Origin of the sequence: Amazonocrinis nigriterrae CENA67 (genome assembly GCF_016056305.1) — a bacterium.
Taxonomy (GTDB): Bacteria; Cyanobacteriota; Cyanobacteriia; order Cyanobacteriales; family Nostocaceae; genus Amazonocrinis; species Amazonocrinis nigriterrae.
On the sequence record NZ_JAECZC010000007.1, the window covers coordinates 176,498 to 188,852 of the forward strand.

Below are 12,355 nucleotides of genomic sequence, written 5' to 3' on the forward strand. Positions count from 1 at the left end.
CTTTTATTCTCCCTACTTACGCAACACCGCCCGACATCGCTCGCTGCAAAGCGAGAACAATGGCGCGTTTTCCGAGTTCGACTTTATAACTGTTATGTTCAAGGGGTTTCGCATCTTTGAAAGCCGCTTCGGCAGCAGCCCGAAAAGTTTCTTCCGTCGCTGGTTTTCCGATCAAAACTCTTTCCGCTTCGCCTGAACGCCAAGGTTTATGCGCGACGCTTCCCAAAACAACGCGTGCCTGTTTGATGTTGTTGCCTCTTGTTTCTAAAGCAGCAGCCACGGCAATCAGTGCGAAAGCATATGAAGTGCGATCGCGAACTTTTAGGTAATAAGACTTGTCGGCGAAGTTATTCCTCGGCATTTCGATGGCAACGATCAATTCGCCATGCTGAAGATTGTTATCTTTTTCCGGCGTGTCGCCCGGCAAGCGATGAAAATCCTGGATCGGGATTGTACGTTCTTGCCCGTTCGTGCCCCGAACCTTCACAACCGCGTCAAGCGCATAAAGCGCATTCGCCATATCGCCTGGGTAAGTTGCCACGCATTTATCGCTGTAGCCAAAAATGGCATGAATGCGATTGAGTCCCTGAATAGCTCCGCATCCGCTGCCAGGCTCGCGTTTGTTACACGGCATAGCGATGTCGTAAAAATACTGGCAACGGGTGCGCTGCATTAAATTTCCCCCGTTGGTCGCCATATTGCGAAGCTGTACGGTGGCACCAGCTAAAATCGCCATTGACAGAAGCGGGTAATTTTGCCGGACGAGCGCATGGTTAGCCGTATCAGTATTTTTGGCTAACGCGCCGATCGAAATTCCGTTCGAGGTCGATCGAATTTCCGCCAGATTCAAACCTAAGATATCAACAAGTTCGCTGGGACGCTCGACGTATTCTTTCATCAAATCAATCAAATTTGTCCCGCCTGCGAGAAACTGTGCCGTTTGATTAGCGGAAACGGTGTCAACGGCGCTTGCTGCGTCGGTTACGCTAGAATATTTAAACGATTTCATCGGCTTTGCCCTCATTGAATGCAATGGCAATTTCTTCATCGCTTGCAAAATGCCAGGCTTGGGCTGTTTCGCGCCCGGAATGAACTTCTCTGATTGCCGCAACGATTCCTGGATACGCACCGCAACGGCAAATGTTGCCGCTCATGCGTTCTCTGATTTCTTGATCGGAGAGTTCTAAATTTTGGGGACTCGTCCGCAAATTGTTAGTGACGTGACTCACGTCGCCGTTTTTGGCTTCCTGCAAAAGCGCTACTGCCGAACATATCTGCCCCGGCGTGCAGTAACCGCACTGGAAGCCGTCGTATTTGATGAACGCCGCCTGCATCGGATGAAGTTGGTCGCCCTGAGCCAGCCCTTCGATGGTCGTCACCTCTTTTCCCTCGCAGCTCGCGGCAAGTGTCAGACACGAAAGCACGCGGCGTCCGTCAACGATCACTGTACAAGCACCGCACTGTCCTTGATCGCACCCTTTTTTGGTGCCGGTCAATCCAAGTCTTTCGCGTAGGGCATCGAGCAGCACCGTGCGCGAATCCACTTCCAGGCGTTGAGTAGAGCCGTTGATTTTCAACAAGACCTTAACGGCGTTTTCCACCCCAGCTGTCGAAGCGAACACTGCGTCGGGCGAAGCGGCGAGCGTGGCAAAGACCTCCTCTTTAGCCAGCAGGTGGAAGGCGAAGGTGCCGAGTGCCGCAGCCATGTTTTGCCCCAAGAATTTTCGGCGAGCAGCACCGACAATACCGAGTTCGTCGAGTAGTGTTTTTTCGTCCGCGCTGAGTTGCTCATCGCTTTCGCTTAGATCGAAGTCTTGTCGTTCTTGATTGTCGTCCATGATTCTCCTTGCAACATTCTCGAACAAGCCCTGGACAAGTGTTTGTTTTTCGCACCGACTCTTCTCACGGTCTGCACCCACCAAAGGCGCAGAAGCACCTTCGCTCAATCCGCCCTTGCACTGCAAGAGTTGCTTGTCTATCAGATAAATTCTCGCTTATATTGCATCACCAGTATCATCGCCAACCGCCAAGGTGCTTGCGCTGGCTGACCCCGTTGTGGATACAGTGATGTGAAATCTTCATCCTGATAAAAGACTCCAAGTTCATCACGCAGTCGCATATATAAATTACCTTTGGGGAACGCGGCTTTGGCTACACGTACCGTTTCATCAGGAATAGGAGGAAGTTTTCGGGATGTAAGCACATATACTGCATACATAAGTATTTCTTCTAGTTTATTGATTATTGAGGCAGCTAACTTAATTTTTTTCTCCCGTGTAATACACGAAAAGGGATATCTATCTTCTCCAAGTAATACACGGTAAATCCACCGTTTTTTTGTTAAGCAATATTTCGCCAACGGTATCCGTATCTCGGCGGCCACCCAAGAAGGCTTATTTAAACCTGTGGTAGCTCATAGATACCCCAATAGTTAATATCATGCTTCTTCAAAATGACTTCAGCATTTTCAATCTCCTCATCTTTGCCTTTTAGTACTAGTAAATATTCACAGCACTGGATGCGATCGCAATAAAGTCTAGCTCGGTCTTCAGGAATACCTAAACTAGCTAGCACCTTTACTAAATGATTTGTGGCTATAGTACTAACTGCAACACCCGCTACACTGATAATGAATGCTGTTCCAACCGAACCGACTGCAATTATTACTCCAATACCGCCAGGAAGTACCAAACTGCTAAGACCAACTAATACGCTTCCCCAAAAACTTGTAATTAAAGCGTCACCAACTGCTCCAGTTGTATCTACACTTTGATTGTTGATACGCGAACTGACTGATACTTCGCCAATACGATTTATGCGATCTGCAAATCTTGCAAAAATCGCAACTTTTTCCATTGGAAAGCTTGAGGCTTTCAATTCATTAACTGATTGCTCCGCTGCTTTACGGTTAGTAAATACTCCAACAGCGTGCTTGTTATCTGTTGTAATCATATTATCCTTATTTCAGTGAGGCAGCACTAGCTCACCAATAAAACCGAAAGTTATCAAGAAAGGCAGAGGGCGTGCGATTCGATGTGAGTGAATCACGGTAATCAGTCCGTAAATAACCTCACCAACCAAATCTAGAAATAGATTTGGTTGAACTCTCAGATAGATGCAGGTGAAAGTCCTGCCCACCTGACTCAGGTGTGACTCCTTATCTGTCCACGCGCTCCCAGACTCGACTTTTGGAAAGTGAAGCTGAAAACAGGGCGCAATCAGACATCTGTTGTGAGATGACACTGGTGCTAACAGGGAGTTCCCAAGGTGAAACAGAGCCTCAAAAAGCAACCCAGCCTTGAGCGGGACACAACAGACAAAACCCGACTCCATTGGAGATTATTCCCGCCGCAAATGTCCTCAATAGCGGTATGAGTCTAGGGAATCCATTGGTTGAATTGGCTACGCCTAAAGGAACGAAACAATCTCTGTGAGGGAACGAATAAAAACGAACTGAGGGTCTAGGGAAAGGTCGAACCCCAAGTAGGCTGGACGAGCAGCGTAATTCCTTCGGTTCGGGTAGGACAACCCGTAATTGGGTTGAGGTGTTCAGAATACACACGATTGAAGTAAGAGCGATGATTAGACACAGTAGAAATACCAGTGAATCTTGGAAAGGACTACCGTGGAAGAAATTCCGTTGTAACCTATTGCGCCTACTATTGCGCGTGTACAAAGCTGTTCGAGTTGGCGACTATCGGAAAGCTCGCTCACTACAAAAGCTGATTCTGAAATCTACTTCGGCTAGATTACTGGCGATTCGGCAAGTAACACAGCTACAAGTAACACAGCTAAATGCTGGGAAAAAGACCGCAGGTGTTGATGGCAAAGCGTCCCTCAGCATTAGAGAACGCTTCGCACTTGAAGAACTCCTCAAGTTCAGTGCAAATAACTGGAATCATAACAAACTACGGGAAATACCGATACCTAAAAAGGACGGAAAAACCCGAATCCTCAAAGTCCCCACTATGGCAGACAGAGCATGGCAATGCCTTGCAAAATATGCCTTAGAACCAGCACACGAAGCAACATTTCATGCAAGGAGCTACGGATTTAGGACAGGACGCTCGGCACACGATGCTCAGAAAATCCTGTTTACAAACCTACAATCCAACCACCACGGAAAAGACAAACGAGTCATCGAGCTTGATATCGAAAAATGCTTCGACAGGATTTACCACAAAGCAATTATGGATTACCTGATTGCCCCCAAGGGGTTAAAACTCGGTATATTCCGATGTTTAAAAGCAGGTGTAAACCCAGAATTTCCCGAACAAGGAACACCGCAAGGCGGCGTGGGAAGTCCGCTTTTAGCTAACATCGCACTCAATGGAATTGAGGAAATCCATAACTCGGTAAGATATGCCGATGACATGGTGTTTATTCTTAAACCAGAAGACGATGCCAACATCATACTAGCCAAAATCAGCCAATTCCTAGCAGACAGGGGGATGAATATCAGCCAGAAGAAGACCAAGCTAACCGCTACGACTTCGGGCTTTGACTTCCTTGGCTGGCACTTCAAGGTGCAGAACAACGGAAAATTTAGATGTGTCCCTTCAGAGGACAACTTTAAAACATTCCGTCAGAAAGTAAAGCGCATTGTCAACAACTCGAATATTGGTGCTACAACAAAGGCTCTCAAGTTAGCCCCTGTAGTTAGAGGATGGAGGAACTACCACTGCCACTGCAAGATGAACGGGTCACGATTCTCGTTGTACCACATCCAACGCAGAGCATTTCAGGTGTTCAATAAGGAAACCAAACTAAACCGCCAAACCAGCAAGATTTTGCTGGACAAAGCGTTCCCCAAGGTTCCCTACTTCGAAAACAAGCACGTCAACGTTAAAGGTATAAAATCACCCTTTGATGGAGACATCACCTACTGGAGTCAACGTAACAGCAAACTCTACGACGGCAAAACCTCTTTTGCTTTAAAACGGCAAAACCATACTTGTGCAGCCTGTGGACTTAAACTCCTATCTGATGAGAAAGTTAACCTACATCACAAAGATGGGAACCACTCCAACTGGAAAAAGAATAATCTGATAGCAGTCCATGAAAGCTGTCATGATTACCTGCACATGAGCAAACCAGAACATCGGGAGCCGGATGCACGCAAACGCGGCACGTCCGGTTCTAACTCAGAGGTGTGGGAGATAATACTCCCCATCGACTCAACCAGAAGGGGAATCCCCATAAATAAATTTAGGGGATTTAACAACGGCTTCTGAAAGTAAGGATTTCCCGACTTGAGCAAACTGGCGTGGGCTTGTGACCTTTTGGCAGAGGGAAGAATCTATCCTTGAACCTTCTGCCCTCTGGCTCCTTAGCACTCAGGATTCGGCTGCGTTTTCAATCGCGGCTAACAATGAGCGGAGGTCGTAAGAGCCATCGTGGCGCACACCGTTGATGAAAAAAGTCGGCGTGCCGTTGACCCCGCTCTGGATTCCGCTGAGTAAGTCTTCGCGTATCCTGGCTACGTGGGCGTGCTCGGCGAGTTCGTGACTAAACCGAGGCACATCAAGACCGAGGTTAGCGGCATATTCTATTAGATGTTTGCGATCAAGCGCCTGTTGATGTTCAAAGAGATGGTTGTGCATCTCCCAGAACTTACCTTGCGCCCCAGCTGCCTCTGCTGCTTCTGCTGCCTGCTCAGCGTAGGGATGCATACTGATTAATGGGAAGTGGCGGTAGACAAAGCGCATGAGATCGCCGGTCAACTGCTGGAGTTCTTTGACGATGAAATGGGCACGACCGCAATAGGGACACTCATAGTCGCCGTATTCCACGAGGGTGACGGGTGCGTTTTTTGGCCCTCGGATATGGTCGCGATCGCTAACTGGGAGGCTAAGTTCGCCTGTTGCTGTTGTGATCATATTGTCACCTCCTGCTCTTAAGGGAGTGCTTTGGAAAACATTGCGTCACTGCCCTTGCCCGTTGCCCCTGTGCCCGTCACCTAAGTTTACTTTCACAACCTTGTTCCTATCTTCTTCAGCCTTGGGCAACCTCAGCTTGAGAATGCCATCTTTGTATTCTGCTTGCACCTGATCGTGCTGGACACGGGTAGGCAACGGAATTACGCGCTGAAACCTGCCATAGCGGAATTCGGTGCGGGTGATGCCTCTTTCTTCTGTTTTGATTTCTGACTTGCGCTCACCGGAAATAGATACTGCCTCTGGCGATACCTGCACATCTAGGTCTTTGGGGTCTACACCGGGAATTTCTACCTTGAGATGAATCGCATCGGGGGTTTCTTGAATCTCTGCGGAGGGAATAAAGGCAATGCCTTCCTCTTCTCTACGACCTGTCGGTGCTATCTCATCAAACAAGCGGTTTAACTGCCGCTGCAAACTTTCAACTTCTCGGAAAGGTTCCCAACGAACGAGTGCCATAATTTTAAGTCTCCTGATGATCTATACTTGGGTGTTTAGAATTCTGCATTAGACTGGGTTTTGTCAGTCCCTGAAACAGCGTTGCTATCATGCCAGTGCTGAACTCTGTTGCCACTATAGAGAAGAAATCTAAGGACTTTCTGAGGAAATTATGATGATTGGGGATTGGGACAAGGCAAAATTGTAAGGGGAAAAACAAATAACTTCCCTTTAAACTTTCTTAGTCACGCCAGTTCGCTCAACGGGGGAAACCCTCCGAAGTTGCTCCACTTGGTGAGGAAGTTCAAGTCTTGGATGCCACATCCTCCACTTGGGGAGCCACCCCTGTGGACGGTGAGTCCAGTGCTGCGGGAGGGTTTCCCTCCGCAGGCAACTGGCGAACCCGAAGGGGTTTCCCGACTTGAGGGGAGTGGCGTGAGACCCCAAGACCGGAGTGGCTCCGGTTCCCGTCGAGTTGAAACTTCCGATCTTCGTAGCGTAAAGCCTACGGCATAGCTTCTCTACGAGACGCTACGCGAACGCTTAGAGCGACGCAGGAGCGTCACCCGAAGGGGCAAAGACGACACTTGCACTCAACGAGGGAACCTCCCTACCCTTCTCCCAAAGGGAGACGCTACGCGAACGGGAACGCTTTCAGCGAACGGGTTCGGGGGATCGCAATCGGCAAAAACCGCCCTTCGGGTGACGCTCGCAAGCTCGCTAACGCTGCGCTAACGCCACTTTGCCATCTCGGCAGAAGCCAAGACGGCAAGTGGACTCACCAAGACTGCGACCCCCTCACCGCAACGCAGTGTCTCCCAAAGACCGCACTTCTCTTTGCACGCGACTGGCTCGCCAATACCCAGTCTCCTCAATAATCGAAGTCTTCGCCAGGGCCAGGGCCGACACCAGCTGGCGCTTTCGCCTGCTTGTCAGGTTTTTCTACCACAACACCCTCAGTGGTCAGCACCATACCACCAATAGATGCAGCATTCTGCAAAGCACTACGAGTCACCTTCGCTGGATCGACAATGCCCGCCTCGAACATATTCACAAATTTATTAGCAACGGCATCGTATCCCTCATCAAAGGGCAGTTCGCGGACGCGCTCCATAATCACCGCACCATTAGCACCAGCATTATCAGCAATGCGACGTAGTGGAGCATAAAGGGCGCGAGCCACAATCATAGTGCCCGTCAACTCTTCATCCTTCATTTGGCTCTTTGCCCATTCCTCAAGCTGGGGAGCAATGTGTGCTATTGTTGTACCGCCACCAGGCACAATTCCTTCTTCAACTGCGGCTTTGGTGGCATTAATTGCATCTTCTAGACGTAGCTTGCGGTCTTTGAGTTCAGTTTCGGTGGCAGCACCGACCTTAATCACCGCGACACCACCTGCCAGTTTCGCCAGCCGTTGTTGCAGTTTTTCCTTATCGTAGGAGGATTCAACTTCTTGGATTTGGCGACGAATTTGTTCGATGCGAGCTTTGACAGCTTCTTCGTTGCCTTCTGCCACGATGGTTGTGTCGTCTTTGGTAACGATCGCTCGCCGGGCTTTACCAAGCATTTCTAACCTGACATTTTCTAGCTTCAAGCCCGTATCTTCGCTAATCACCTGACCACCTGTGAGCGCCGCGATGTCTTCCAGCATGGCTTTACGTTGAGCGCCAAAGCCGGGAGCCTTCACCGCCGCAACTCGCAGCACACCGCGCAAATGGTTGACAACTAAAGTTGCCAAAGCTTCTTTTTCAATGTCATCCGCAATGATTAGTAGGGGTTTGCCCGTGCGAGCAATTTGCTCCAGAATCGGCACCAAATCTTGAACCATTGTAATCTTGCGATCGGTGATTAAAATGTGGGGTTCTTCCAGTACTGCCTCCATTCGCTCAGGATCGGTCACAAAGTAAGGCGAAATGTAGCCTCTATCAAAGCGCATTCCTTCAGTGACTTCCAGTTCGGTCGTTGTGGATCTGCCTTCTTCTAGAGAGATTACACCCTCTTTGCCCACTCTTTCCATCGCCTCAGCCACAATCCGACCCACTTCGGGGTCATTACCCGCTGAAATGGTTGCAACCTGCTCAATGTCCCTAGAATCTTTAATTGGACGGGCGTGTTCTTTAATTTTTTCGATGACGAATTCCGTAGCTTTATCAATCCCCCGTTTCACCGTCAGGGGATCGGCACCAGCCGTAACGTTACGTAGCCCTTCTTTAAGCATCGTGTGAGCCAGCACAATTGCAGTGGTGGTTCCGTCACCCGCGACATCATTTGTCTTGGAGGCTGCTTGACGTAGCAAGGAAATCCCGGTATTCTCAGTGGGATCTTCTAGTTCAATTTCTTTGGCAATAGTTACTCCATCATTGACGATTTGAGGAGCGCCAAATTTTTTCTCCAAAACTATATTCCGCCCTTTGGGACCGAGGGTGACAGCGACGGCTTCGGTCAGAGCGTCAAAGCCTTTTTCCAATGTCCAACGGGCCGTGTCCTTGTACAGAATTGTCTTTGCCATAGAAATGTTGTCCTTGTTAATTTTAATTAGGATGTTTTCAGTAGTGCTGAATAGAGACGCGATAAATTGCGTCTGTACAAGAGTTAGGAGTTTTATCTCCCCCTGCTCCCCCTGCTCTCTTTTCCCCAATACTCAGTCCCTTTGAAAGCTGCTTACTCCACGATCGCCAGGACATCTTTTTCAGACAACAACACGTATTCTTCGCTACCGAGTTTAATGTCGGTTCCGGCATATCTGGAATAGAGAACTCGCTCGCCAATTTTCACTTCCATTGGCTGACGAGATCCATCCTCATTACGCTTCCCCGGGCCGACTTGCACCACTTCTCCAATCTGTGGCTTTTCTTTGGCGGTGTCGGGCAATAAAATTCCCCCAGCAGTTTTTTCTTCCGCTTGCGCAACCTTAATAAAGATGCGATCGCCCAATGGTTTTACTGTCGAAATACTCAACGATACGGCTGCCATAGGCTATTCTCCTGTTGAGAAGGCAGGAGGCAGTAGGTACATTAGTGAGTGGGCTTTAAACCCACAACTAAAGTTTTTGTCATCTTTCTTCTGTACCCCGCAGTATGTCTCCTACCTTTTTTGTCAAAAATATTGATTGGTACTGCTCAGTGCTTATTACCTTAACCAAAAAATCTAAGGACTTTCTGAGGAAATCATGGAAGTTGCAAAACAGTTGTATGGCAAAAACCGGGCGTGCAAAAATTTCTGTTGAGGTTCAGCTTAATTGAGTACGATGGTGGGATGTACTGATAGTTGCAGATATCGGCTGAGTTGCAAAGCACCGCAAATGTGATTGGTTGTGAGATTTAGCTCATAGGCTAAAGGGTGCGGCTACTATTAACCGAACTGTATTGAATTGAAGAAGGCAGGAGGCAGAGGGCAGAGGGCTTTTATGTTTTGTTTAGAAGGGGATTCAGACCCCTCCTAAACAAGAGCCACCCTACGGGTGACGCTCGAAGACTCGCTACCGCTTCGCTAACGCCAGTCGCCTACAGAAGGAAACCTTCTTGCAGCGCTGGCTCACCAAATTGAAAATTTGGTGGGGGTCTTAAACCCTTACTCCCTACGGTCGTAGCAGAGGGCAGGAATCAGATTTCCTTCTGCCTTCTGCCCTTCGGGTTCAGCAGTTCTCAATCGACGCAAAGCGCCAAGACTGAGACTGCTTCACCTCCTGCCCTCTGCCTTTATTGATAAAACCTCATTGGAGCGGACTGAAGAGAGCCGCCAGTACTAAGTTCAAGGTTATTAGCATCTGCTCAATTCAACCGTTAAACACTGAGGTTGTTTAATGTTCTCAAAGAGGATTTAAATCATGTCAGTAATCAGTATTTCTAAGTTCGAGCGCTTCTTCCGCACTGTGGCAGGTCTAGACGTGGACAAGAACGACCTTAAGCGTTACAGCGACTTCGTCAATCATAAAACCTACGATCTTCTCCTTCGTGGCCAGGCTACGGCGAAGGCGAACGGGCGCGACATCATCGAACCTTTTGATGTACCTATTACAAAGGGACTGGAGGAGAGAATTCACAACTTCAAGGAGATCAACGAGGAGATTGAGCTAAAGCCCATACTGGATTACATGACGACGCGGCCACTGCTCGACCTGGACTACAGTAAAGAGACCGAGGCACGGCTTCCAGACATCGTGGGTGGACTTAGTGTGGCACTTGCCCGCACCTTCAAGATCATCGATCCCGATCTCAAGAACCCCCAGACGATGCAGTGGGAGCGCGCCTTCAGCATTTTTGACTTGCTGCTGTAGACTCAGTAAATAGATGGAACGGCATCGAAAAATAGGCGGGGGCTACTTCCGCTTTTTTGTCAAATACCAAGATTAACAATGGTTAAGCGCCTAAATATGCCTTCCTGGAAACTGCGATCGCCATTGAAAGCAAGCGTTAAGCTGTTTTAGGACTTACGCACGCTCTATGAATTCTCGGCGTTCTTGGCGTCTTGGCGGTTCGATAAATTAAGCTTTGTAGCGATTTTTGCGTAAGTCCTGTGTTTGATTTCTGGTGGGGACGGTAGTTTAAGTTTGTTGACAAAATTTTGAGGAATAGCGCACATCCTAACTTGTTGCTGCTGATTTTTTTCCATTCCCGTTGCTGTCCACACTGGCAACAAATGACGGTTGCTGTGAACTGGAAGTTGACGACTCGCCTCGCAATCCCTTGCGGCGCTGGTTCTTAGGAACTCCTCCCGCCATGCCAACCTTTGAACAGTTTTACTGAAGCTAATAACGCCTTCCGAACAGCTATATCTTTTCGCTTTTTTGATTGGCTAACTCTTAATCGTGACGTATTTGCTGCTTATCAAGCCAGTTTGGGCTACATTTGGGCTTAATTTTTGTCTAAGTCCCGCTAGTTAACTTAGTAGCTGGCTTGGTTGCTTATACCTACTTACCCAACAAACCGTCTATTGATATTTACCCTAAACACTTGCCTGCACTACCTCCTGCCCTGTTTTAGCTCCGTCGAACTCACGTTTAGTTAAAACCCTAAATCAGATGAGTATACCCAAATGAAATCAATATGAATTTACGTCATTAGGCATAAACTATTTTCAATCCATTGGATAGATGAAGCCTTATGTTAATTTATTTAAGCTTAGTTGCATTACAGATTAATACTTATTTTGTGTTATTAAGATTAATTAATTGTAATCTTGATTAAAATTTTTATATTTATATAAATATAAAAATGGTTACATTAACTTGAGATCCTATTTATAATGAAAAATATATAAGAATATATTACAGCACAAGGCACTTCAAACATAAGACAATTCAATATTTTTGAAATAACGCAAAATAAAAAAGTTACATTTACTTTACCAATGCTTTTTACAATTATTACACTTAAAATTTTATTCCAATATAGCTAACAACTAATTATTAATAACTATGTAAATTTAAATAATTTTGAAAATTTATAAAAGGAGTACAAATGTCTAAAATTGGTTTATTTTTTGGTACTCAAACAGGCAATACCCAAACTGAATCAGAAATAATTCAGAAGGAATTTGGTGGTGATAGTGTTGTAACGTTAAATGATGTTTCACAAGCTGAACCAAGTGATTTTAATAACTACGACTATATCATTGTTGGTTGTCCTACTTGGAATGTTGGAGAATTGCAAAGTGATTGGGAAGATTTTTATGATGAGTTAGATAACATTGACTTCACGGGCAAAAAAGTTGCTTATTTTGGTCCTGGAGACCAGGTTGGTTATCCAGATACATTTCAAGATGCACTCGGTATTCTAGAGGAAAAAATTTCAGAAAATGGTGCTGAAACAGTTGGCTATTGGCCTACAGAAGGTTATGAATTCAGCGAGTCTAAAGCTGTTCGTGATGGTAAATTTGTAGGTCTTGCCCTTGATGAAGATAATCAATCCGATTTAACAGAGGAAAGAATCAAAGCTTGGGTTACACAATTGAAGCTAGAGTTTGGTTTGTAAAGCTTTATT

The 12,355-nt window shown here is 47.0% G+C and carries 10 protein-coding genes and 3 pseudogenes; 5 read left to right on the forward strand and 8 right to left on the reverse strand.

The genetic code is table 11. From position 1 onward, the window contains the following. Nucleotides 1-16 precede the first annotated feature (16 nt). The 4 genes and pseudogenes from I8748_RS05985 to I8748_RS06000 all read right to left on the reverse strand — a co-directional run bounded on the left by I8748_RS05985 (nucleotide 17) and on the right by I8748_RS06000 (nucleotide 2,952). The gene (locus tag I8748_RS05985) at nucleotides 17-1,009 is read right to left on the reverse strand and encodes an FAD binding domain-containing protein (RefSeq protein WP_198123744.1); all 993 of its coding nucleotides are present in this window, start codon (nucleotides 1,007-1,009) and stop codon (nucleotides 17-19) included. Then, complete coding sequence (locus tag I8748_RS05990) at nucleotides 996-1,838, reverse strand: 2Fe-2S iron-sulfur cluster-binding protein (protein ID WP_198123745.1); 843 nt, start codon at nucleotides 1,836-1,838, stop codon at nucleotides 996-998. The genes I8748_RS05985 and I8748_RS05990 overlap by 14 nt, the downstream gene beginning before the upstream one ends. Nucleotides 1,839-1,941: 103 nt before the next feature. Next, nucleotides 1,942-2,205 (reverse strand): annotated as a pseudogene (locus I8748_RS05995) (transposase); the annotation flags it as partial. 192 nt (nucleotides 2,206-2,397) lie between these two features. Further along, entirely contained in the window at nucleotides 2,398-2,952 is a 555-nt protein-coding gene (locus tag I8748_RS06000) for a general stress protein (protein WP_198123746.1), read from the reverse strand. A 626-nt stretch (nucleotides 2,953-3,578) separates the two neighbouring features. On the opposite strand from I8748_RS06000, the gene I8748_RS06005 reads away from it, so the two are divergent. Then, nucleotides 3,579-5,234, forward strand: a complete 1,656-nt coding sequence (locus I8748_RS06005; RefSeq protein WP_225896324.1) for a group II intron reverse transcriptase/maturase — start codon at nucleotides 3,579-3,581, stop codon at nucleotides 5,232-5,234. A 102-nt stretch (nucleotides 5,235-5,336) separates the two neighbouring features. On the opposite strand, the gene I8748_RS06010 is transcribed toward I8748_RS06005, so the two are convergent. The 4 genes from I8748_RS06010 to groES all read right to left on the reverse strand — a co-directional run bounded on the left by I8748_RS06010 (nucleotide 5,337) and on the right by groES (nucleotide 9,347). Further along, nucleotides 5,337-5,879 carry a DsbA family protein gene (locus I8748_RS06010; RefSeq protein WP_198123747.1) on the reverse strand — a complete coding sequence of 181 codons (543 nt, stop codon included), beginning with the start codon at nucleotides 5,877-5,879 and terminating at the stop codon, nucleotides 5,337-5,339. 45 nt (nucleotides 5,880-5,924) lie between these two features. Then, a complete protein-coding gene (locus I8748_RS06015) occupies nucleotides 5,925-6,395 on the reverse strand; it encodes an Hsp20/alpha crystallin family protein (protein ID WP_198123748.1) in 471 nt (156 codons plus the stop codon). Between the two features lie 850 nt (nucleotides 6,396-7,245). Then, entirely contained in the window at nucleotides 7,246-8,883 is a 1,638-nt protein-coding gene (groL, locus tag I8748_RS06020; RefSeq protein ID WP_198123749.1) for a chaperonin GroEL, read from the reverse strand. A 152-nt stretch (nucleotides 8,884-9,035) separates the two neighbouring features. Further along, nucleotides 9,036-9,347: a co-chaperone GroES gene (gene groES / locus I8748_RS06025; protein ID WP_011316757.1), complete on the reverse strand. Its 312-nt coding sequence runs from the start codon at nucleotides 9,345-9,347 to the stop codon at nucleotides 9,036-9,038. An 853-nt stretch (nucleotides 9,348-10,200) separates the two neighbouring features. On the opposite strand from groES, the gene I8748_RS06030 reads away from it, so the two are divergent. The 4 genes and pseudogenes from I8748_RS06030 to fldA all read left to right on the forward strand — a co-directional run bounded on the left by I8748_RS06030 (nucleotide 10,201) and on the right by fldA (nucleotide 12,346). Next, nucleotides 10,201-10,650, forward strand: coding sequence for a DUF1931 family protein (locus I8748_RS06030; RefSeq protein ID WP_016863622.1), 450 nt, complete (start codon nucleotides 10,201-10,203; stop codon nucleotides 10,648-10,650). A gap of 446 nt (nucleotides 10,651-11,096) precedes the next feature. Beyond that, a pseudogene (locus I8748_RS06035) lies at nucleotides 11,097-11,231 on the forward strand (IS701 family transposase); the annotation flags it as partial. 17 nt (nucleotides 11,232-11,248) lie between these two features. Next, a pseudogene (locus tag I8748_RS36430) lies at nucleotides 11,249-11,356 on the forward strand (IS982 family transposase); the annotation flags it as partial. Nucleotides 11,357-11,833: 477 nt separating this feature from the next. Further along, nucleotides 11,834-12,346 (forward strand): flavodoxin FldA, encoded by a 513-nt coding sequence (gene fldA, locus I8748_RS06040; RefSeq protein WP_198123750.1) that lies wholly within the window; start codon nucleotides 11,834-11,836, stop codon nucleotides 12,344-12,346. Nucleotides 12,347-12,355 lie beyond the last annotated feature (9 nt).